Here is a 22888-nt window from a genome sequence, read left to right as displayed (position 1 = left end):
AAACGGGGCTTCTTTTTTGAGCCCCGTTTTTTTATATCGAAATTATTTTAGTCGTTTTTTAAAACTATACTTTAGCATGTTCATTAAACCTTGTTCGATAATGTCAATTCCAACGCCATAATTACTATCGGCAATTTCATGATGAGCATTTCTAAAATCTTCAAAATCTTCACTTGGAATTTCTAAGTTGATTAACGGTTTATAATCAACAATTATAGAAGCACCATGTTTGGTAACTTTTTTACGGCTTGTAAAATCAAAATAAGGATTTGTGATCGTACTTTCCTGAATTGTATATTTTTCCTGAGTATCGATTTTTTGATCTGTCGTTAAATTGATTTCGTACTTCTCGTTATCAAAATTATGCCAAAACAAAAGATCCGTGTGCATAAAGTCGCGTGCAGCATTTTTAACCACATTGCGATCAAAATACATTAAAAAGCGATTCTTTTCGGCATCTGTAAAATACGGATTTTCGACTGTAGCATTATACTGAATCGTAAATTCATTTAGCTTTTTATCATCGCTTACAAGTTCAATCGTTGCATCTTTAAAAATGGTTCTGATATCCGTTCCGTTTCGATCGTTAGAATAATTTAAAGCATAGAACAAGAAATTATTCCAGCTGTCAATGATCTCTCTTTTGTTTGTGTTTTTGAAATATTTACGCATATAGTTGGCACGACCTCCTTTGTAAGTCGAAACCAATTTTAGTGTTCCTATATTATTTTGAGCACTAAAATCTGCTTTTTCAGTTATTCCATAATAAGGAAATCTGTAAGGCTCCTTAATCTGCAATTCCTGATTTGGTTTTACTTCCAAATAATGCATAAAATAGATGTAGCCGCGATTTTCAATTAACCCGAATTCGTCTCTTGAGGTAGCATCAACAAAATAAGTTCCGCCTTTGTAATTGATTTTTACAATAACGTGATTAAAAGTCAATAATGACGGAAGGTAATATTTAATGTAAAGATCTGAATTGAAATTAACCAAAACTACAGAAGAATCAACATTGATATAATTTAAAACCACTTTCAGTAAAACCGACTTTGCCTTGCAATCTCCCTGTTTATTTTCATACGTTACGGATGGTTCTTGCGGTTTATGGCCGTTCATTTCGTCAGCATTATAAATATAGTAAACATGGTTCTGCACGTAATCAATTGCAAATTGTAATTTTTCGTCTTGATCTACAATGGCATCCAATTTTTCTACCAGTTTTGGAGCAAATTCTGTTAAAGAAGCTTTACTGTATATTTCTTCGTAAAGCGGAGAAATGTAATTTGATAAGTCAACCCATTTACGATCTGTTGCAAAATCAATAAAAGGAGCAATTTCTCGGTTTGAATCAAAAGAGTTGATATAATCTTCTTTTTCAATTACAAATTTTTCTCCTTTTTTCAAGAAATTAATTTCTGGTTCCAAAACATTTCCTTCTTCATCTCTAAAGAATGTCTTTTTGTATGTGATCGCTTCCTTTCTGTCATTGATAAAAGAAAACTTGTATTTGCCATAAGCCCAATAAGTACTTGGTGTTACGTACACATACTTAAGAAATTCTTTTCGCATAAAATCGCGATCAGTAAAAACCTTAGTACGCGAATCTTCTGTAATTAATACATCATAAAGACGTAAATCTTTAATCGTAATATTTACTTTTTTGTTGCTGCTTAAAATGCCGCCTTCACTCTGATTTTCACTATCTAAAACTTTAATTTTAGTATCAGGAATTTTATCAATCAAAACGCCATCTCTCAGCACGCTAATTCTGTGTATCAGATAAGTTTCATTTTCTTCTACAACAACATCTTTTACCGAAGCGTTTTCAAGATTTGAAGGCTCGTTAAGAGTATAGGCAACGCAAGCATATTCGCTATTTTCAGTATCGCTTGTGTAGTAGATTTTATCTAAGAAGTAGCAGAAATCACGACCTTCTTCAACTTGTTTGTTTGAGAAATCGGATTCTTTTATATAGTCGATAAGTTGATCGTCATTAATTGTAGGGGCCCAGTTTTCTGGTTTTTGAATTTTGTAACTCTCTGATTCGATGATGTTTTCCATGTATTCGGTCTATAGGGGTATATTCTTACTTTTAAAACGGCTAAAATAACTAATAAATGACCATTTTCTTTCATTTCATTGTAAAATTTATAATAAAAAACCTCACCGAAGTGAGGCCAGCATTATAAATTATAAAAATGTGTAGGTATTTATTTTAAAACGGTATTTATAAAATCCATTGCGCCAATTCCTTTGTAAGATGCATACAAAGCTTTTTCATAAGCTTCTCGCTTTGCTTTTTTGTCTTTTGCATCGGTTTCGACGATCATTTCGTTGAAAATTCTCTCCTGTTCTTCGCTATATTTTAGAGATTCTTCCAGAAGATATGTTTTCGAAACAAATCCGAATGAAGACCAGATTCTGGTTCTAATTTTTTTATTGATGTCTTTTAAAGGATTGGTAATCATAACTTCTGCATTTAAATTTCTACGCTCACTTGAAGAAAAATGGAAACAGCTTGTATTATTTTTCTTTGAATTTGATTCTAATAATAACAGTTAAAAATCGTTAATGTGTTATTATGACGCAATGTACTTATTTTTTTTAAATTTGATTTTAAATTTTCGTTAAAATTGTAGTTTCAACACTTCTGTTTTAATGAAAGTTAGCGCTTTGTTTCTATAACATATTTGCATTTTATAAAAATGAAGTAAATTGCAGAGTTATTAAAAGAAGAATTTATACCAATCTGATGTTAAAAGACATTATAGATAATAACGAAAATTATCAACCAGGACTTTCTATAGACTGTGTCATTTTTGGTTTTCATGATAATCAGTTAAAAGTTTTATTGATTAAAGTGGAACGTGCCAATAAATGGTCTTTGCCCGGCGGTTTTATTCCTGTAGATCAGGATATTGATACGGCTGCAATCACGGTGCTGAATGGCAGAACAGGTGTTGATGGGGTATTTTTAAGGCAATTTGCGACCTTTGGAAAAGTAAATCGCAACCATCAGCATTTTGATAAAAAAACCTTGGAATATCTCCAAATTGAAGAAGAAAAAGGAAAATGGCTAACGCGCCGTTTTGTTACAATTGGATATTATGCTTTGGTGGATTTTTCTAAAATTCTGCCTAACCCAACAGGCAGATATGAAATAGTGGAATGGATTGATCATAAAGAAGTTCCTGAGCTTATTCTAGATCATAAGGAAATTTTGGATAAAGCCTTAGACACTTTACGTACAGAATTAAATTTAATGCCAGTGGGTTACAATTTATTGCCAGAGAAATTTACCATTCCAGAACTGCAAAAATTGTACGAAACAATTTTGGATAAAAAACTGGACCGCCGAAACTTTTTACGTAAAATCACCAATATAGGAATCCTTAATAAATTGGACGAAAAGAAGAGTAACGTAGCACACAAAGCTCCAAACTTATATTCCTTCGATAAAGAAAAATACGATGAGGTTCTTAAAAACGGACTGAATCAAGGCTGGTAAAAAGTAAACTTTAATCTTTAAAAATGATATTATGGTTTCAATTGAAGAATTTAGAAAATTAGCAATATCATTTCCAGATGCGACCGAAGAGCCCCATTTTGAGAAAACTTCCTTTCGAATCAAAAAGAAGATTTTTGCCACTTTTGACGAAAAAAATAATCGCGCCGTTTTAAAACTAAACGAAATCGACCAATCCGTTTTTTGTGCTTCCAGCGAAAAGATTTTCTATGAGGTTCCAAACAAATGGGGGAAACAAGGCTGGACAATTGTTGAACTTTCAAGAGTAAGACCCGAAATGTTTGAAGATGCTTTAATACGTTCGTACGAAAATGTTGCTACAAAAAAGAAGTAATATTTTATCTCACAATAGTTCTAAAAGTCAAATTTACTCGAGGTTTTTGGGTTGTTTTTGTTGGAGGTAATCGATGCAGCCAATGCGTTTGTGTTTCGTCTTTCATAACCAATAAACTTCCATGTTCCAGAATTAGAGAAACGGTTTCTTTAGATTCTTTATGTTTGAAGGCAAATTTACGTTCAGCACCAAAACTTACCGACCCAATAGCGCCATTTTTCTTTAAATCTTTTTCGGCATCGCTATGCCAGGCCATTCCTTCTTCGCCAGTATGATATAAATTTAGTAAGCAAGAATTGAAAGTTTCTCCCGTTTTCTCTTCAATGATTTTCTTTAACTTTAAAAGTTCAGGAGTCCAAGGCAAGGCTTTTTTGGTCGTATTCGAATACGTATATTCAAATTCCTGATCGCCGTACCAAGCCACTTTTCGTTTAGTTAAAATTAATTTTCCGAAGATCACCGCTTCGTCATTTTTCCATTCAATTGTATTTAATAAGACATCGCGATAGAAATCGGCTTCTTGTCTGGAGAAGCATTTTCCATAATAATTTACCGTTCCATCTTTCGGAAGCAGATTAGTTGTTTCGTCTGTTTGAGGATTAAATAAGTCCATTTTTCCATTTTTGATATTCCGATTTCATACAATGTCCGCAAGGTCTGAAACCATTTTGTTTGGCGTCATTTTCAGATAAAAAGAAAACACGATTTTCTCTTTTCATTCTTTTTCCCGAAGAGCATTTGAGCGTTCCGTAGATTTTTAATTTCTGGTTGCCACCGAAACAAATTTCGCCTTTTTTAATTTTATTTCGGAGGTCTGAATCGGTTATTTTGTTATGTTCAAACATATTGTTTTGTGTTTTGTTTTTCCGCCACGAATTCACGAATTATTATTCTAAATAATTCGCATAAATAATCGCAAAGAATTTAAAATAATAATTCGTGAATTCGTGGCGAAAAAAAAATATTTACGAAAGGGCATCATGAAAAATAATTCCCAGTGTATATCTTTCGCCAGAATGAACTTCGCTTACTCCATGTTTCATATTCACGCGATAATAGCCTTTTGTACCTTTTACAGGTCTGAAATTGGTTGTAAAAACAAGAATATCTCCTTTTTTAGGTTTCAAAACAATCGCTTTAGATTGTGCTCGTGGAGTTTGTTGCATCAACACAAATTCACCGCCAGTAAAATCTTCATCGGGGTCATTTAGAAAAAGCACAATTTGAATAGGAAAATATACATCTCCATATAAATCCTGATGTAAAGTATTGAATCCGCTTTTTCCATACTTTAAAATTAGAACCGTCGCTTTCAGCTGATTATTGTCGTGACATTGTTTCAATAATTCTTCGTGTTTGTTAGGAAAAACGGTATTGATGTTCAATGCTTTCATCCAAGAATTAGCAATCGGAGCCAGTTTAGGATAAATTGATGAACGAATGTTTTGAATTAAATCTGGCACTGGATAATTGAAATATTTATACTCGCCCAAACCAAATCGATAACGTTCCATAACAACTGTTTTTCGATATAAATTCGGATTATCATAATCAAATTTTAAATCTTCGCATTCTTCGTTATTAAGCACTTTTGGAATAATGGCAAAGCCATTTTCGTGCATAGATTCAGTAATGCTTTCCCAGTCTTGAGAAGCAATTTTAGATTGTATATTTTGCATAAAGAAGTTTTAGATTGAGATTTTTTTTCCGCCACGAATTCACGAATTATTTTTTTAAATACTTTATCTAATATTATTCGAATTAATTCGAATAAATAATCGCAAAGATTTTAAAAAGAAAATTCGTGAATTCGTGGCAGAAAAACTAAGGATTTATTTGCGCACCTTCCCAGCCAATAATGGCTGTTTTTCGGGTTTTTCCCCACATATAACCGCCAAAGGTTCCAGAAGACTGAATAACGCGATGGCACGGAATTAAAAATGCAACAGGATTACTTCCAATTGCTGTTCCAACTGCTCGTGATGCATTTGGTTTCTGAATTTGGTGTGCAATAGTTCCGTATGTAGAAAGCTGTCCCATTGGAATTTTTAGTAAAGTTTCCCAAACTTTCAATTGAAAATCGGTTCCTTTTAAATGCAGTTTGATTTCAGATAATTTGCTCCAATCGTTTTGAAAAATGAATAAGGCATTTTGCTGCAATAAATCTAGTTTTTTCGAAAATTGAGCATTCGGGAATTTATCTTTCAACGCGATAAATCCAGTCACTTCATCTTCGGCGAAAGCCATAAAACAAACGCCTTTTTGAGTAGACGCAACAATAATATTCCCAAATGGACTTTCGGCAAAACTGTAATTGATCTCAAGATTTTTTCCTCCATTTTTATATTCGGCCGGAGACATTCCTTCGATATTTACAAATAAATCATGAAGTCGGCTGGTTCCTGAAAGGCCAGTTTCAAAAGCAGTTTCAGATATTGTGGCTTGATTTTCTTTAAGTAACTTTTTAGCGTGTTCGATACTGGTATATTGTAAAAACTTCTTAGGGCTTGTTCCTGCCCATTCACTAAAAAGTCTCTGAAAGTGAAACGGGCTCAAATGCACTTTCTCAGCCACCTCATCCAGATTGGGTTGTTCTTTAAAATTAGCTTTGATATAATCTATAGCTTCAGCGATACGATTATAATTTATGGTTTCCTGTGTGTTCATCTTCTTTCCATTTTATAATACAAATATCGATTGGTTTTAGAAGGTATAAAATCCGAAACTTGCTTTGTTTTTTTAACCGTAAAGTGCGCTAAGGTTTACGCCAAAGTTTGCAATATTTTTAATCTCGCAAAGACACAGAGTCGCAAAGATTTTTCTCAATTTTGTCTTCCTGAGCGAAGTCGAAGGATCTCAAAGTAAGTCTACAAAGATTATAAACTTAAAAAATAAAACTTTGCGACTCTGCGTCTTTGCGAGAGATTTATTTCGCTAGATTTTTATTGTTTTAATTGCTTCTCCATTTTGTAATTGATCAGTTCAACATTTAAGCGTATGTTTTTTTGCTCAGCTTTTGCAACAAATCCTTTCTTTTCAAAAAAAGGTTTGGCAGTAATGCTAATATCCGAAGTTATCATTTTTGAATGCTGTTTTTGAGCTTCAAGTTCTAATTCGGCTAAAAGTTTATCTGCAATTCCTTGTCGTTGAAAATCTTTATGAATGTAGAAAAAATCAATATAATTTCCGTCTTTTAAAGTTGCGAAACCTGCAATTTTGTTTTCAATTACCGCTAATAAAACGTATTGTTTTTCAATTACTTCAAGCCAGCGCTCTTTATTATTTACCCCATAAGTCCAAGCTTCAATTTGTTCTGCATTGTAGTCGTTTTTGCAAACAGATTGAATGGTCTGGACAAATAAATCCTGCATTTCGGGAAGGTCTGAGATTGTAGCTTTTTTTAAAAACATATAATGGTTTGATTTTTAAAACAATGTAAAATTTGATAGTATCAAATGATACTATCATTGTTTTGATTAATGCGCCGTAGTTTTAGAAAAAACATTAATTACAATAACGCCAATTACAATCAATGCAAGACCAATTATTGCTGGCAAATCTGGAATTTCTTTGAAGAAAAGAGCGCCTATTATCGTAATTAAAACAATTCCGACACCAGACCAAATGGCGTAAGCAAAACCAACTGGAATGGTTCTGATGGCAAAACTTAAAAAGTAAAATGCACCGCAATAACCAATAATGGTGATGATGCTTGGAATAAGTTTGGTGAATTCTTCAGACTTTTTTAATGCTGAAGTAGCAATAATTTCGAAGATTATGGCAAGGCCTAAAAATATAAAATTCTTCATAGTTCACTTTTTTACAAAGTTAAACTTTAAAGCTGAAAATTATTTAAGATTATCTGTTCTAGAAGAAACACTTATTAACTTATATCCGTTTTCTGTTCTTAGAAATTCAAAATGATCTTGCCCGCGATCGGTTTGCTTTTTTGGATTGATAACAATATCCATTGTTGGATAAATCCAATCTTTAGATTCATTACAATTGTTGAAATAAATGTCGTATTCACTTGATTCAAAAATAAACTGATTTAATCCGCCAGAAGAAATAAAATAATCTGTTTTTGGATTTTTAAGCTCCTGAAGTTTTAGTTTTAAATAGGTATAATTTTGATTAATGAATTTGGTTTTCGAAGCATTTATCCAGCCGTCTGGTTCTTTCCAATAGGTAATTTTATCGAAGGAATGTTTTTCTAAATTGGGTTTAGATAAGTCCTTAAGTAGAGTATTTTCTAACCAATATTTAAACTCTTTATCAAAATTTATGAAAGAATAATATTGTCCATCAACTCCAAGAAAACTGTCTCTTGTTGGATCTTTGCTAGGTTCTTTTGACTTCTCTAAAGAGTAAAAATTCAATTTATCATTATAAGAGAAATTTTCAATCAGGACTTTGTTGTTGATGTCGATTAAAAATTCCTTTCCTCCTGTCAAGAAAAAGTGTTCTCCATCTTGTTGCTTTTTGGCGTCTTTCAAAGCCATAATCATTCCGTTTCTTACTTTGGTTAAGGCGCTGTATTCTGCTGGAATTGCAATTTTTCCTTCGGCATTAAATACTCCCATTTTATCAGTTTTACGATCTGTGAATCTTATAAAGCCTTCGTTTTCGCAGTCTGGACCATTATCAAATACATACAGGCTATCTTGCCCGACAATCTTTCCTTGTTTGGTTAAATAATAGCTGTTCCATTTGCCATTTTCTTCTTCAGTAACAGCAATTATATTTTCGAATTTGCGTGCAATGGTAAAACCAGTAAACTTGGGTTCTATTTTGATTGTTCCGTTTTTGTCTTTAAACCCTGTTAATGTGGTGTCTTTGTTGTGAAATGCAGTCCAGATGTCATTGCTTTGAGCGAATGCTAAAGAATTAAAGAGAAATAATAAAATGAGGATAAGAATTTTTTTCATGAGAATGCATTTATCGAATATGAACTTCTGTTTCGTTGTTTCTTGCTTCTTCAAAACAAGCAGAACATAACATTTTAAAATCGGCAAGAGATTGAAAAGTTTCTGTCCATTCTTCTCCATTATCCAAAAGATATTGTTCGCAAGAACCACACCAAGCAATTTGTGGAAGATCTTCCTCGGCTTCTGAATAGAAAAATCCAACTTGGTTTTTTGAATCTATCGCAGTTGCGATATGAATGCAGGTAAAAGACATTTCTTTTGAGCCGTGTATGTCGCAGGAAATTTTTTCGATCATTTTTTAAATTTTAAAAGCTTTAAGTTCAAATTTAAAGCTATAAATTAAAAACCTTGTAAATGTCTTGTTAAATTAAGTCGTTCATGATCTACGTGAGCGTGAGGGATAGGAGTAGGCTACCGAAGTAGCACGGATAGCCCGACAGCATCCCGATAAGAGGGCGAATGAGCATAAAGTATTTTTGCCCTCTTATCGGGATGGTGGCACGCCCAGATTATTTTTTTTGTTTCAAGTTTCAGGTTTCAAGTTTAAGCGTTAGGTTTTTCTTTTAAGGATTCAGGGATAATCCAACGCTAAAAAATAATCGTACTTTGTCGATATTATTGATCCATGAAGTGTCAAAATGGATTGGACCTAAAATGGATTGATAGGAAATTGCGGCGCCTCCCGATATTACTAAGCTGGTCTCGGTATTTTCGTCCCAATTTCCTTTTGGATTGAAGGCATGTTTTAAATAGTCGTTAAAACTTTCAAAACCGACAGAGGCAAGATTGAAATGAGGGGTAAGATAAATTTTTCCGATTAGATTGATTTGAGACGCAAGTCGGAGACCCAAATATTGTGTAACATTAAGTTCGTCTTCGTGGAGTCCAGCAAAGGAGAAGCGATTGCTGCCAGAACTAGGTATGATGCCGCCAATGAAATATTTTGCAGCATAACCAAATCCTGAAAATGGAATATCGTCATGTTTAAGTTTATCCTGAAAAATAAAATAAGAATCAAAGCCTACAATTCCTGTAATTTTCTTTTTTATGGGCAGTCTTTTTTCGTAGGTTAAACCAAATTTGGTGTAGCCATTTGTTGAGCCAGAAACACGTGTTAAGTCCGGATCGGAAAATGCGGCATTAAGATCGGTAAGAAATGACCGTGCTATGTTTGATTTTATAATGGTTCCGTTTGTGGCAAAGAAAACTCGATCCATGTCATTATAAGAATAATGTAGGTTGAATTCGATGTTGTTAAAGTTGTAGTCGTTAATACTCACAGAATTTGGGTTGTATTCTCGGTCATATTTTGGTTTTAGATTCGTATAGCTGTAGTTTAGTCCAAAGCCTACATAGCTTTTCAGAGAATTTATGTTTCTGTTTACTTCACTGTTGAGTTCAAAAGTATTGTAAAGTATATTGTCTGATGCTTTACCGTTTATATAAATTTCTTGGCGCAGGAAAGCTCCATAAGCTTCAGTTGCCCACCACCATTCTCTATGGCCTCCAAAATTTTTCTGATAATTGATTCTGGCTTTTGGCTGTTCGGCAATGTCGGCAGTTATTAAAAGTCGGGAAGCATCAGCCAAGACGTTTCTTCCTGTGTAGTTAAAAATGATTCCAACACCTCTATACGTGTCATAATGCACTGAAGTATTTAGCTGGTTTTTGGCACGTTCAAAACCAAACAATGTAATGCCTAGTTTATCACCGTCTTGGAAATAACTATATGTAATCTCATCAAAAAGATTGGTTCCCATTGCTCTGTTAATTCCTGCTATTAAATCTTTGGTAGTATATTTTACATGGGTTTTAAGATTGGCTCTTCCGACAACCAATGGCATATTTTCAGGGCTTATTTTTTTATAAACAATCGTGTCTAGAACAAAATCATTTGGCATATCAGGCAATTTATGCGTTCGCTGCTGAAATCCTTTTAATTTTTCCGAAAGAGAAATTAAAGCTGGGAGATTTTGATTTGTTGCTATTTTTCCATCCTTGTAAATTTCGTTACTATCGGCAAAATCGGCTGTTGAGAAACGGAGATTGGGTAAGTGATCTATCAATATGTTGCATAAATCACGATTTGCAGGATTTTTAATGTTGCTCGGAAACATACTGGTCTGCATTAATATGGTCATAAGATTATTTAGCTTATCTACAGGTTCCATTCCGCCTCCGACGTCACTTCCAATAATAATGTTGGCACCCATTTGTTTGGCAACATCTGTTGGAAAATTATTCAATACTCCACCGTCTACCAAAACTGTTTTTCCGTATGGCATTGGTTTGAAGATAGCAGGCAGCGACATACTGGCGCGCATAGCGTAGGATAAACTTCCTTTGCTTAAAATAACTTCTTTTCCTTCGACCAAATCTGTGGCCATGGCCCTAAAGGGAATTGGGAGACTGTCAAAATCTTTAACATTGTATACAGGGAAAGTTAATTCGGAAAGGTATTCTCTTAGATTTTGATCATTTAACAAAGAACCAATGCTGTTAAGTTTCCCGTCTTTAACACCTATTCCGACTAAATACCGTTGAAATTCTCTTTTTTCTTCGGCACTTACAGATCGTAGAGCCTGTCCTCCGCCTAGGAGTTTATCCCAATAAATATCTTTAGTGATTTTTTCTATGCTGTCACCAGAATATCCCATTGCATATAAACCGCCTATAATGCTTCCCATACTGTTTCCAACAATAAGGTCTGGAACGATGTGGAGAGAGTCCAATTTCTGTAAAAGAGGAATATGTGCAATTCCTTTTGCACCACCACCGCTTAATACTAAGACAACTTTAGGCTTTTTTTCTTGAGAAAAAATAATTTGTGGGAGACTTAATAAAAATAAGAAGACGAATAAATAAGATGTTTTTTTCAATTTTTTACTATTTAAGTATTTGATAAATAGATTCTTATTCTGGTTATTAAAAGTAAGCAGATATTTATAAAAGTACAATTTTTTGAGAGAAATGTTTTTTTTACTGAAGCATAAAAACAGAAAACCCGACAAGTTTTTAAAAACTGTCGGGTTTGGAATATGTAATTAAAATACATTTGATATTTAAAAAAGACTAATCTAGCTTCTCGTTTTTGACTTTAATTAAATCATATACCTTAATACCATATGCAATTGCATAATCTGAAAGTTTAGAGTCTGATGTTATTAAGAGTTTGCATGATTTTGCATGTTCTAATACTAATGAATCTGTTAGACCTAGGTCAAAAAAACTTTCACATTCACTACCAGTTTTTGAATCTATGTATTTTTCAGAAGTGTTCTTAATTATTTCAGTTATTTTTTGAATATATAGATATTTGTAATTTCCTCCAAAACTGTTTAATAAATTGTCAACTTCAGTCCAAATGTTTGGTAAAACAATAATCTGGTTAAAATCCCCGATTACAAACAATAATTCACGAAAATCTTCTTCATCATATATTGATGTAGCCTTATGAGTCTTAAGTAATTTGGGATCAATGAGTCCAAGTAGGAGAACTATTAAAGCATTTGAATCTATTAAAATCATGCTTTGTTATCAAACATTAAAAAAGAAACAACTTCATTTTTATCGTTTATTTCAAGTTTTTTATACATTCTTACAAAAGCAAATTCAGGTGAAAGAGCAGAAAACGCTTTTGAAGGTCTGTTTGTATTTTCTACAAGATAAGAAACAACAACTTCCCATATCTTTTCATCCTTTCTATAAACTGCTTGTTCAAGTCGGAAATCGGGATTTTCAACAGTAGATAAGTCTGCTAATTCTGTTTGTGCAATTCTCAATATATCTTTAAGTTTCATAAACGGCTAATTTATTTTAGTTCTTTTGAAGTGTAAAAATAACTAACTTATTTTGTTTTTAAGTATTTTGTATTATTTTTTTTACATTTTAAAGCGCTAAATTTTTGCAATTTTAGGTTAGAGTAACAACTTAAAACAGAAAACCCGACAGGTTTTTAAAAACCTATCGGGTTTGGAATATGTAATTAAAGAAATCTAAAATCAGAAATCTTCAATCTAAAATATGTTAGTATCTGTAGTACTCTGGTTTAAATGGACCTTGAACTTCAACACCGATATAAGCAGCTTGATCTTCTCTTAGAACTTCAAGTTCAACACCTAATTTAGCTAAGTGTAAAGCAGCAACTTTTTCATCTAAATGTTTTGGTAACATATAAACTTCGTTTTTGTAAGCTGCGCTGTTGTTCCATAATTCGATTTGAGCCAAAGTTTGGTTTGTAAATGAGTTACTCATTACAAAACTTGGGTGACCTGTAGCACAACCAAGGTTTACTAAACGACCTTCAGCCAAGATGATAATATCTTTTCCGTTGATGTTGTATTTGTCAACCTGAGGTTTGATTTCGATTTTAGATGCACCGTGGTTTTTGTTTAACCAAGCCATGTCGATTTCGTTATCGAAGTGACCGATGTTACAAACAACAGTTTTATCTTTCATTTGCTCGAAGTGCTCTCCAAGAACGATATCTTTATTTCCTGTAGTTGTAATGATGATATCAGCATTAGCAATTACAGTGTTTAATTTTTTAACTTCATAACCGTCCATTGCAGCTTGTAAAGCACAGATTGGATCGATTTCAGTAACTGTTACAATAGAACCAGCACCTCTAAAAGAAGCAGCAGTTCCTTTTCCAACATCACCGTATCCGCAAACGATTACTCTTTTTCCAGCTAACATTAAGTCAGTTGCACGACGTACAGCATCTACAGCAGATTCTTTACATCCGTATTTGTTATCAAATTTAGATTTAGTAACAGAGTCATTAATGTTGATTGCAGGCATTGGTAAAGTTCCAGCTTTTACTCTTTCGTAAAGTCTGTGAACACCAGTTGTAGTTTCTTCAGAAAGACCTTTAATTCCAGCAACTAATTCTGGGTAACGATCAATAACCATGTTAGTTAAATCTCCACCATCATCAAGAATCATGTTTAATGGTTTTCTTTCTTCTCCAAAGAATAAAGTTTGCTCAATACACCAGTCAAATGACTCTTCATCAAGACCTTTCCAAGCGTAAACTGAAATTCCAGCAGCAGCAATAGCAGCAGCAGCCTGATCTTGAGTAGAGAAAATGTTACAAGAAGACCAAGTAACTTCTGCACCAAGAGCAATTAAAGTTTCGATTAAAACAGCAGTTTGAATCGTCATGTGTAAACATCCAGCAATACGAGCACCTTTTAATGGTTGTTCGTCTTTATATTCAGCGCGAAGTGCCATTAAACCTGGCATTTCAGCTTCAGCTAGTTCAATTTCTTTTCTTCCCCAAGCCGCTAGAGAAATGTCTTTTACTTTGAAAGCCACGTAAGGCGTAGTCGTTGTACTCATTTATATTATATTTGTAGAATTGTAAATTTTTTGCAAATTTAAGGAATAGCTTTTTATTTTTACTAATTTCTGACAGATTTGTGAAATCTTTAATTTCTTAATCTCTAGAATGTTAGTTTCTGAATCGTTTTAAACCATATAAGTAATATAAGTTCATTTTAAAAAAGATTCTGAAACTATTACCTTTGTTGCAAATTGCTTATATTTACTAATACATTTTTTGAACCAGCAGTTATATCTTCTTAAATGACTTTTATGGTTTAGTAATCAAGAAAATAATTTATCATTCACCATTCATAATCTACAACTAAAAAGTAATGCCTTTATTTCAGACCATACAATTCAATGAAACGACTAAAATTTTAATTTGGGAAATCACAGAATCTCTCGAAGAATTATTGAGTAAAGTGGTGTTAAAAGAAAAAACACAAAAGAGATTGGACGGAATGAAATCTCAAATGCATCAGCGTGCTTTTTTGAGTGTTCGTATGCTGATTCAGGAAATGGGTTTTACAGATAAAGATTTGCATTATGATGAGTTTGGAAAACCTTATTTTGATTGTGATAATCATATCTCAATTACACATTCTTACCATTTTGCGGCGATAATTATAAGCAAAGAAAAGGTTGGAATTGACATGGAATTGCAGCGAGAAAAAATCCAGAGAATTGCAGATAAATTTACAGACTTTGAATGCGATTATTTAGATCCTTCATCTATAGAAGAATACATAAAAAAACTTACCGTAATCTGGGGAGCCAAAGAGGCGATCTTTAAAATCAGAAATGAAAAAGGGATCAGTTTTAAAGATCATATTAAGGTGAGCAACTTTTCTTTAGGAGAAACCCAAACGCAGGCAAGTCTTCATTTTGATAATCTGATCAAGGATTTTGATGTGCATTATCAAGAAGTCCAATCAGATAATTTTGAGGGTAAGTTTACTTTGGTTTATGCTTTTGAGAAATAGATTTTAGTCTCAGTCTCAGTAGACAGTTTTCTGTTTAAACTTCACTTTCTTTTTGACGGTGCTGAAACATACTCATGTATAAAAAAGTGCTCATTTTTCGAGCGCGTCTTTTTAATGTTTCGGCATTTTCGCCTTCAAAATGTTCGTCAATAGTTTGAAACCAATGATTCAACCAGATTCCGAATTCGTTTGTTGTGATTTTTTCGCCAAAATGAGCGTCAACTTCATTATGGACCGCATGAGGATTTCCTTTGTATTTGCGAACACCAAATAGATTGGTTTCCCAAAAATCAGTTAGTTTTTCGAGATGAGCATCCCAATCCGAAATCATTTCATTAAAATAAAAGCCGATTTCTCGATCGGCTCTTATTTTAGCATAAAACTGATGAACCAAAAAGGAAACATCAGCTCTATTGTCTATTTGTTTTCTCATAGAATTAAACTATTTAAAAGTATAAAGAACAAACTTAAAAATGCACTTAGCATTATAAGGTTGAAAACTACTTTATGTTTCATTTGTGCCAAGATAGAGGTGTTTGCAAAAACACAAGCTAAAACAATAATGCCTAGCTGAATCATTTGCGGAATTGAAGTTCCGTTGGCTAAAACATACATAGCTGCAGCGCCTCCTAAACAGCTTTGTCCGATAACTGCCATTGCAGCAGAGCCCATATAGTTTCTATTGAAAATGTCGAATGTTGTTTGATATAGTGTCATGGTATTCAGTTTTTTATACCAACAAAATTACGCCTACAATAGTGCTGCATTTTATGATTTTAATCATAAAATGGGATTTTTTTTATCTGTATACTTTTCGGTTAATAATCTTCAATTCGCCTTTTTTCTCCAATGCTTTTATGGCTCTAATGACTGTTTCTACACGTAAACCGGTCAAATCTCCAATTTGTTGTCTTGTAAAGTTAATCAGATATCCATTTTTGTCTTTCTGAAAATTGAAATAGGCAATACCGTGATCTATTAGCTTCAGTACGCGATGTTCGGGTTCGTGTGTAGAAATTTCGGCTGCCATAACCGATTTGTAATACAATCGTTGTGCAAGATTTTCGATTACTTTAATGCTGACTTTTGGGTTTTCTTCTAAAAGCTTCATAAAGTTTTCTTTTGGAAGGATGAAAACTGCCGCTTTTTCTACAGCAATAGCATTTGCGGGATATTTTTGATTTAAGAATAAAGGAGGTTCGCCAAAAGACTGTCCATTATAAAATATACCCTGAATAAATTCGCGTCCGTCATCATTATAATTACTCATTTTTATTTCACCCGAAATAATCTGATAATAGTGCAATGGCAGATTTCCTTCTTCGAAAATAATGTCATTTTTATCAAATGATTTTTTTGCAACACCATACTTTTCTAGTAATTCAACTGTAATCATAATGTATTATTTATGTTATCAAAAGACGTAGAACAAATATAATTTATTCAAAATAGTTCTTCTGCATTAAAAAACTTTTACTTTTACACCTTGGTATGCAAGAACAATTACTCACTATTAGACAACAGATTTTAGAAGCTAAAAGCAACGGTCAAAAACTACTGGCAGTGCTTTTGGATCCTGATAAAATTGTACTGGAAAATTTAAATCATTTAATTGATAAAATTAATCAGTCTCCAGCAACTCATATTTTTGTGGGAGGAAGTATTGTTAAGAAAAATATTTTAGAGGAATTAATTGCGGCATTAAAACAAGAAACGAATCTGCCTGTTATTTTGTTTCCTGGAGATCCTTCGCAGATTTCACCAAATGCAGATGGTATTTTGTTTCTGTCTTTATTGTCTGGACGAAATCCCGATTATTTAATTGAATATCAAGTTCAGGCTGCTCCAATTCTTAAGAAAACAAATTTAGAAGTTATTTCTACTGGTTATATTTTGATAGAAAGCGGTAACGAAACCGCTGTTGCTCGTGTAAGTAAAACAAAACCCTTAAGCCGCGAAAATCTTGATTTGGTCTTGGCGACGGCACAGGCAGGAGAAATGTTAGGAAATCAACTGATTTATTTAGAAGCCGGAAGTGGGGCAAAACAGTCCGTTCCGACAGAAATGATTGAGATGATTTCTCAAAATATTAAAATTCCTGTTATTGTTGGTGGAGGAATTGTAGATTTGCACGGAATTCAGAAAGCATATAAGGCTGGTGCAGATTTGGTTGTTATTGGAACTGCTTTTGAAAACAACAGTCATTTTTTTGAACAATAAACGCCAAATACCACATTTCCGATGATAGATTTTTTTTTAGAAAGTTATAAAAATGCACCGCTATGGCATATTGCTTTAGAGTTTTTAGTATTTGTTTGCGGAATTTTGAGCGTTTGGTTTGCTAAAAAAGAAAATATTTGGGTATATCCCACAGGACTAATTGCTACCGTAATATCGGTTTATCTGCTTTATGTTGCGGGTTATATAGGAGACATGATTATTAATGCTTATTTCTCAATAATGAGTATTTATGGATGGTATGTGTGGGCAAAAGGAGGAACAACTGAAGACAATCTGCCGATTACCCGTACAAGTTTTAAGGAAAAAATAATCGGAATCTTACTGTTTATTGTGACCGTTTTTGTAGTTTTCGGGATTTATAAATATTTTGACTATGAAATTCATAAAGACAATTATGTCGATATGATTTCGTCTGGGATATTTTTTGCTGGAATGTGGTACATGGCCAGAAAAAAAATAGAAAACTGGACACTTTGGATTATTGGTGATATTATTGTTGTGCCTCTTTATGCTTATCGTGGCTTAGGGATGCTGTCACTTCAGTATATAATTTTTACAATTTTGGCTATTTCAGCTTATTTAGAATGGAGAAAAATCTTAGACAGCAAAAAACAAATATCATAAAAATTGCTTTGTTTGGACCTGAAAGTACAGGGAAAACAACCTTAGCAAAACAGCTTGCCGATTACTACGAAACAGAATGGGTTCCTGAGTTTGCACGTGACTATTTGCAAGAAAAATGGGAAGAAAATCAGCATATTTGCGTCGCAGATGATATGTTGCCAATAGCTTATGGACAGACTGCATTAGAAAACGAAAAGCTTGCAAATGCAAATAGATACTTGTTTTGCGACACCAACTTAATGGTGACTAAAGTATTCTCTGAAATGTATTATGGTTTTTGCGACCCGCTTTTGAATGAAGTGGCATTAAAGCATGAATACGATTTGTTTTTCTTGACCGATATTGATGTTCCGTGGGAAAAAGATGATATTCGTGATACTCCCGAAGGAAGAGAAACTGTTTTTTCTGCTTTTAAACAAACTTTAATAGATACAAAAAAGCCTTTTATAATCTTATCCGGTAATAAAGAAACGAGATTGGAAAAAGCAACATCCATCATTGAGAATTTGACTATTGCTAAAGAAAATGATTTCTCATCGAATGATTTTGTGCAGATATACAATAGAGGTATTTCTTTTGATGCTATTCTAAAACAATTAGAGTTTTTTGATAATGGAATCATTAAAAGTAATTTAGTAAATCCTGCCACAATTGGTAATGGAATTTTAAGTTTAACAGAAGCTGATTTCGAAGAAAAAGCTGATTTTTTTGATAATCAGAAAGAAGAATTAAAGATCAAAAAATTTGTTCCAGCTTCTGGAGCAGCAACAAGAATGTTTAAATTCTTGACTGCTTTTTTGAATGATTTTGATATTCAGAAAGAAACGATTAATGCTTACATCAATAGAAAAAAAGATAAAGAACTTGCCATTTTTATTATCGGAATGGATAAGTTTCCTTTCTTTAAAGCAGTAGATCAAAAATTAAGAGAAATTTATCCTGATTTTGAAACTCTTGAAAGAGACTTAAAGAATTACTATTTTATAAAATTATTGTTGTCTCCAGACTATTTTGATTTCGCAAATAAACCAAAAGCCGTATTGCCATTTCATTGGTATGACACACATATTGCAACTCCAATAGAAGAGCATTTGAACGAGTGTATACATTATGCTACTTCAAATAAGGTGTCCAATTTGCATTTTACAGTTTCAGAAATTCATCAAAATTTATTTTACAAAGGAGTTGATGATGTTATAGAAAAAATTGAAGAACCATCTGGGGTGAAAATTAATATTGGATATTCTTATCAAAATAAAAGTACAGATTCTATTACTATAGATGAGAAAAAGAAATTAGTAAAAGATAAAAATGGAAATTTAGTCTTTAGACCGGGTGGACATGGAGCCTTAATTGAAAATCTTAATAGTCTTGATGCTGATGTAATTTTTATTAAAAATATAGACAATGTAATTCAAAATCATATCGATAAAATTACATTGTACAAAAAAACACTGGCAGGTGTTTTGATTGAAGTACAACAAAAAGTTTTTTCTTATTTAAAATTAATTGACCAAAATAAGATTAAAGAAGGCCATCTTGCAGATATTGTTTTGTTTTTAAAAGAAGAGCTAAATGTCGAGATGGGTAATGACTTCAATAAATTTACTTTTGAGAATAAGATAAACAAAATTAGAGAACTTTTAGATAGGCCAATTCGTGTTTGCGGAATGGTAAAAAATGAGGGAGAACCTGGAGGCGGTCCGTTTTGGGTTATGAATGATAAAGGTGTGGTTTCTCTGCAAATTGTTGAAACTTCTCAAGTAGATTTGACAAGTAAAAAGCAACAGTCAATTTTAACAGAGTCGACTCATTTTAATCCCGTAGATTTAGTTTGCGGTATTAAGAATTATAAAAATGAAAAGTTTGATTTATTGCAATTTGTAGATCAGAAAGCTGGTTTTATTGTAGAAAAGAGTATTGATGGAAAGACAGTGAGAAGTTATGAATTGCCAGGTCTATGGAATGGTTCAATGGCAAATTGGCTTACTATTTTTGTTGCTGTTCCTTTGATTACTTTTAATCCCGTAAAAACAGTAAACGATTTATTGAAAGCGGCACATCAGCCACAATAATATGGATGCAGAAAAAATTATATCAGAATTAAGTCTTAAAGCCGTTCGCAGTAGCGGTTCGGGCGGACAAAACGTGAATAAAGTTTCCTCAAAAGTTGTTCTGAATTTTGATTTGAATGCTTCTCAATCTTTGTCTGATGAAGAAAAATTGCTCTTGCAGGAAAATATAGCAGCAAGATTAACTTCAGAAAATATCCTGATTTTAAATTGTGATGAAGACAGAAGTCAGCTTAAAAATAAAGAAATTGTAATTAAACGATTTTTGGAAATTATCAAAAAAGGATTGCATGTTCCGAAAGTAAGGAAGGCTACAAAAGTTCCGAAAGCGGTAATTAAAAAGAGAATTAAAGACAAGAAAAGTATTTCTGAAATAAAACAGACTAGAAGAAAACCAGATTTTTAGTATTAAGACAGTAGAATTAAGTATTAAGAAATTCAAAGATGAAAAATCTTAATACTTAATACATTTATCTTAATACTTTTTTATATTTGCACTGTCTCAAAGGGGTGCTCTAAATAACGAGCTGAGATCATACCCAAAGAACCTGAGCGAGTAATGTTGCTAAGGGAAAAACGACACAATCGAGCGTATACACTTTATTTTGTCGGGAAACACATTTATTAATTTAACAAAAGAATAATTCCCCCTTTTATTCGTAATTCTTTACGAATGAAAACTATCTTTAAAGGTACTGAGGTACTAAGTTGCAAAGGTTCTAAGGCTCAAAAAATGAGCAGAACCAAATCTATTTTATTTTTTCTATTCTCTTTTTTCTATTCTCTTTTTTCTTTTGCGCAACAGCAAGATTCTACAAAGGTTAATCAGCTTGACGATGTTTTAGTCTCTGCAGTTCGTGTTACTTCTAAAACTCCAGTGAGTTTTAGCAATATGGATAGAAAAGAAATTAAGTATAGAAATTTAGGTCAGGACATTCCTGTTTTGATGAATTATCTTCCTTCGGTTGTAACAACTTCAGATGCAGGTAACGGTGTTGGTTATACCGGAATTCGTGTGCGTGGAAGTGATGCTACTCGTGTAAACGTAACCATAAACGGAATTCCGTATAATGATGCAGAAAGTCAAGGAACTTTTTGGGTAAATATGCCCGATTTTGCTTCTTCTGTAGAAAGCCTTCAACTACAACGCGGAGTTGGGACATCTACAAATGGAGCAGGTGCTTTTGGAGCTAGTTTAAATTTATTGACAGATAATTATGCTAATAAAGCAACTGGAGAAATTTCTAGTTCTGCGGGATCTTTCAATACATTTAAAAATACAGTGAAATTTAGTACTGGTTTGATGAATGATCATTTTGAAATTGCGGGGCGTTTATCTACAATAAAAACAGATGGTTATATTGATCGTGGAAGCGCAGACTTAAAATCATATTTCCTTCAAGGGACTTATGTTGGCAAAACAACCTTGATTAAAGCTTTGGTCTTTGGCGGAACTCAAAAAACATATCAATCTTGGAACGGAATTGACGGGGAAACATTAAACGAAAACAGAAAGTATAATTCGGCAGGAGTATATACAGACGAGTTTGGTGTAACGCGTTATTATGATAACGAAACCGATAATTACAATCAAGATCATTATCAATTGCATTGGAGCGAATCAATTTCTGATAAATGGAGTACAAATTTTGCATTGCATTATACAAAAGGAAAAGGTTATTTCGAAAATTATAAAGAAGATGCAGACATGGCCGATTATAGTTTAAATCCTGTTGGAACAGTAACAACAACAGATTTGATTCGCCAAAAATGGTTGGATAATGATTTCTACGGAACTACTTTTTCTGCTAAATATGTAACAGAGGACTTGAATGTGATTTTGGGCGGAGGTTGGAACAAGTATGAAGGAGATCATTTTGGAAAAGTAATCTGGGCAAGATATGCTTCTCAATCTGAATTAGGAGATCACTACTACGATGATTATTCATCAAAAACAGACGGTAATATTTTCGCGAAAGCAAATTACCAATTCACAGAAAAATTAAGTTTCTACGGAGATTTACAATACAGAAATGTAAAATACAAGGCTAATAGTGCAGAAACTGGTTTGGTAGATGATAATTTCAATTTCTTTAATCCTAAAGCAGGTTTAAATTATGCCTTTACTCAAAACAGCACTTTGTACTTTTCTTATGCAACAGCGAATCGTGAGCCAAATAGAACCGATTACGAAGGCGGAAATGTAAAACCTGAAAAATTAAATGATTATGAGTTAGGATGGAGATTTAATACAGAGAAATTCCAACTGAATTCTAACGTGTATTATATGGCTTACAAAGATCAATTAATCTTAACGGGAAGATTAGACGATGTTGGAAACCCAATTCGTGCCAACACAGAGAAAAGTTACCGTTTAGGTTTTGAATTTGATGCCACAATTGCGCTGTCTGAGAAATTTACTTTACGACCAAACTTTACTTTGAGCAGCAATAAAAATGTGGATTTGGCTGTTGATGGCGAATACTATGGAACAACTAAAATTGCGTATTCTCCAGAAGTTATTGCAGGAAACGTAGTGGTATACAAACCACTTAAGGGATTGTATCTTTCATTATTGCAGAAATATGTTGGAGAACAATATATGAATAACATTGAACTTCCTGCAGCAAAATTGGCAGATTACTTCGTAAACGATTTTAATGCTTCTTACGAAATAATTCCTAATAAGATTTTTAAATCGATAACCATAACGGCTTTGGTTAATAATATTTTCGACAAAAAATATGTTTCAAACGGATACATGTATGATGTTTATCCATACTATTATCCTCAAGCAGGAACAAATTTCTTAATTGGTTTAAATTTGAAATTCTAATGAAGTCAAATAC

At 33.0% G+C, this 22888-nt stretch carries 25 protein-coding genes; 8 read left to right on the top strand and 17 right to left on the bottom strand.

What is annotated here, in order from left to right:
• Positions 1–42: 42 nt before the first annotated feature.
• Positions 43–2064 carry a hypothetical protein gene (locus AC3Y25_RS00420; protein ID WP_489901367.1) on the bottom strand — a complete coding sequence of 674 codons (2022 nt, stop codon included), beginning with the start codon at positions 2062–2064 and terminating at the stop codon, positions 43–45.
• Positions 2065–2213: 149 nt separating this feature from the next.
• Positions 2214–2471: a hypothetical protein gene (locus AC3Y25_RS00415; RefSeq protein WP_095927997.1), complete on the bottom strand. Its 258-nt coding sequence runs from the start codon at positions 2469–2471 to the stop codon at positions 2214–2216.
• Between the two features lie 284 nt (positions 2472–2755).
• Here AC3Y25_RS00415 and AC3Y25_RS00410 point away from each other — a divergent pair, with 284 nt between their 5' ends.
• Positions 2756–3511 (top strand): NUDIX hydrolase, encoded by a 756-nt coding sequence (locus tag AC3Y25_RS00410; RefSeq protein WP_379795963.1) that lies wholly within the window; start codon positions 2756–2758, stop codon positions 3509–3511.
• Between the two features lie 31 nt (positions 3512–3542).
• Positions 3543–3863, top strand: a complete 321-nt coding sequence (locus AC3Y25_RS00405) for an MmcQ/YjbR family DNA-binding protein (RefSeq protein WP_489901366.1) — start codon at positions 3543–3545, stop codon at positions 3861–3863.
• Positions 3864–3867: 4 nt separating this feature from the next.
• On the opposite strand, the gene AC3Y25_RS00400 is transcribed toward AC3Y25_RS00405, so the two are convergent.
• From AC3Y25_RS00400 to ahcY, 12 genes are all read right to left on the bottom strand, one after another.
• On the bottom strand, positions 3868–4476 hold the full coding sequence (locus tag AC3Y25_RS00400; RefSeq protein WP_095927994.1) for an alpha-ketoglutarate-dependent dioxygenase AlkB family protein: 609 nt from the start codon (positions 4474–4476) through the stop codon (positions 3868–3870).
• The gene (locus AC3Y25_RS00395) at positions 4463–4708 is read right to left on the bottom strand and encodes an Ada metal-binding domain-containing protein (RefSeq protein WP_489901365.1); all 246 of its coding nucleotides are present in this window, start codon (positions 4706–4708) and stop codon (positions 4463–4465) included. Before AC3Y25_RS00395 ends, AC3Y25_RS00400 begins: the two co-directional genes overlap by 14 nt.
• Positions 4709–4828: 120 nt before the next feature.
• Positions 4829–5542 carry a 2OG-Fe(II) oxygenase gene (locus AC3Y25_RS00390; RefSeq protein ID WP_489901364.1) on the bottom strand — a complete coding sequence of 238 codons (714 nt, stop codon included), beginning with the start codon at positions 5540–5542 and terminating at the stop codon, positions 4829–4831.
• Positions 5543–5687: 145 nt separating this feature from the next.
• Positions 5688–6530 carry a bifunctional helix-turn-helix domain-containing protein/methylated-DNA--[protein]-cysteine S-methyltransferase gene (locus AC3Y25_RS00385; RefSeq protein WP_489901363.1) on the bottom strand — a complete coding sequence of 281 codons (843 nt, stop codon included), beginning with the start codon at positions 6528–6530 and terminating at the stop codon, positions 5688–5690.
• Between the two features lie 275 nt (positions 6531–6805).
• Entirely contained in the window at positions 6806–7273 is a 468-nt protein-coding gene (locus tag AC3Y25_RS00380) for a GNAT family N-acetyltransferase (protein WP_489901362.1), read from the bottom strand.
• Positions 7274–7339: 66 nt separating this feature from the next.
• Positions 7340–7672: a DMT family transporter gene (locus AC3Y25_RS00375; RefSeq protein ID WP_489901361.1), complete on the bottom strand. Its 333-nt coding sequence runs from the start codon at positions 7670–7672 to the stop codon at positions 7340–7342.
• A gap of 39 nt (positions 7673–7711) precedes the next feature.
• Positions 7712–8791 (bottom strand): WG repeat-containing protein, encoded by a 1080-nt coding sequence (locus tag AC3Y25_RS00370; RefSeq protein ID WP_489901360.1) that lies wholly within the window; start codon positions 8789–8791, stop codon positions 7712–7714.
• Positions 8792–8801: 10 nt separating this feature from the next.
• Positions 8802–9086: a hypothetical protein gene (locus AC3Y25_RS00365; RefSeq protein ID WP_489901359.1), complete on the bottom strand. Its 285-nt coding sequence runs from the start codon at positions 9084–9086 to the stop codon at positions 8802–8804.
• Positions 9087–9354: 268 nt separating this feature from the next.
• Positions 9355–11670, bottom strand: a complete 2316-nt coding sequence (locus AC3Y25_RS00360) for a patatin-like phospholipase family protein (protein ID WP_489901358.1) — start codon at positions 11668–11670, stop codon at positions 9355–9357.
• A gap of 193 nt (positions 11671–11863) precedes the next feature.
• Positions 11864–12319 (bottom strand): PIN domain-containing protein, encoded by a 456-nt coding sequence (locus AC3Y25_RS00355; RefSeq protein ID WP_489901357.1) that lies wholly within the window; start codon positions 12317–12319, stop codon positions 11864–11866.
• On the bottom strand, positions 12316–12591 hold the full coding sequence (locus AC3Y25_RS00350) for a hypothetical protein (protein WP_489901356.1): 276 nt from the start codon (positions 12589–12591) through the stop codon (positions 12316–12318). Before AC3Y25_RS00350 ends, AC3Y25_RS00355 begins: the two co-directional genes overlap by 4 nt.
• 226 nt (positions 12592–12817) lie before the next feature.
• Positions 12818–14134: an adenosylhomocysteinase gene (gene ahcY / locus AC3Y25_RS00345; protein WP_250834182.1), complete on the bottom strand. Its 1317-nt coding sequence runs from the start codon at positions 14132–14134 to the stop codon at positions 12818–12820.
• Between the two features lie 317 nt (positions 14135–14451).
• Between ahcY and AC3Y25_RS00340 the strand changes: the two genes are divergently transcribed.
• A complete protein-coding gene (locus tag AC3Y25_RS00340) occupies positions 14452–15102 on the top strand; it encodes a 4'-phosphopantetheinyl transferase family protein (protein ID WP_482503877.1) in 651 nt (216 codons plus the stop codon).
• 34 nt (positions 15103–15136) lie between these two features.
• On the opposite strand, the gene AC3Y25_RS00335 is transcribed toward AC3Y25_RS00340, so the two are convergent.
• The 3 genes from AC3Y25_RS00335 to AC3Y25_RS00325 form a co-directional block, all read right to left on the bottom strand.
• Complete coding sequence (locus AC3Y25_RS00335) at positions 15137–15535, bottom strand: group III truncated hemoglobin (protein ID WP_489901355.1); 399 nt, start codon at positions 15533–15535, stop codon at positions 15137–15139.
• Positions 15532–15819: a hypothetical protein gene (locus AC3Y25_RS00330; RefSeq protein ID WP_095927983.1), complete on the bottom strand. Its 288-nt coding sequence runs from the start codon at positions 15817–15819 to the stop codon at positions 15532–15534. The genes AC3Y25_RS00335 and AC3Y25_RS00330 overlap by 4 nt, the downstream gene beginning before the upstream one ends.
• Positions 15820–15901: 82 nt before the next feature.
• A complete protein-coding gene (locus tag AC3Y25_RS00325; protein ID WP_379795991.1) occupies positions 15902–16498 on the bottom strand; it encodes a Crp/Fnr family transcriptional regulator in 597 nt (198 codons plus the stop codon).
• A 95-nt stretch (positions 16499–16593) separates the two neighbouring features.
• Between AC3Y25_RS00325 and AC3Y25_RS00320 the strand changes: the two genes are divergently transcribed.
• The 5 genes from AC3Y25_RS00320 (at position 16594) to AC3Y25_RS00300 (ending at position 22875) form a co-directional block, all read left to right on the top strand.
• Positions 16594–17322 (top strand): phosphoglycerol geranylgeranyltransferase, encoded by a 729-nt coding sequence (locus AC3Y25_RS00320; protein WP_489901354.1) that lies wholly within the window; start codon positions 16594–16596, stop codon positions 17320–17322.
• 21 nt (positions 17323–17343) lie between these two features.
• Positions 17344–17967, top strand: a complete 624-nt coding sequence (gene pnuC / locus AC3Y25_RS00315; protein ID WP_250834178.1) for a nicotinamide riboside transporter PnuC — start codon at positions 17344–17346, stop codon at positions 17965–17967.
• Positions 17928–20042, top strand: coding sequence for a DUF4301 family protein (locus AC3Y25_RS00310; RefSeq protein WP_489901353.1), 2115 nt, complete (start codon positions 17928–17930; stop codon positions 20040–20042). The genes pnuC and AC3Y25_RS00310 overlap by 40 nt, the downstream gene beginning before the upstream one ends.
• A gap of 1 nt (position 20043) precedes the next feature.
• Positions 20044–20445 (top strand): alternative ribosome rescue aminoacyl-tRNA hydrolase ArfB, encoded by a 402-nt coding sequence (arfB, locus tag AC3Y25_RS00305; protein WP_489901352.1) that lies wholly within the window; start codon positions 20044–20046, stop codon positions 20443–20445.
• 267 nt (positions 20446–20712) lie between these two features.
• The gene (locus AC3Y25_RS00300; RefSeq protein ID WP_489901351.1) at positions 20713–22875 is read left to right on the top strand and encodes a TonB-dependent receptor; all 2163 of its coding nucleotides are present in this window, start codon (positions 20713–20715) and stop codon (positions 22873–22875) included.
• Positions 22876–22888: the final 13 nt, after the last annotated feature.

It is taken from the genome of Flavobacterium sp. LK-23 (assembly GCF_058135255.1).
The sequence above is the reverse complement of the archived record's forward strand: the minus strand, read 5'-3'. Positions and strand labels throughout refer to the sequence as shown.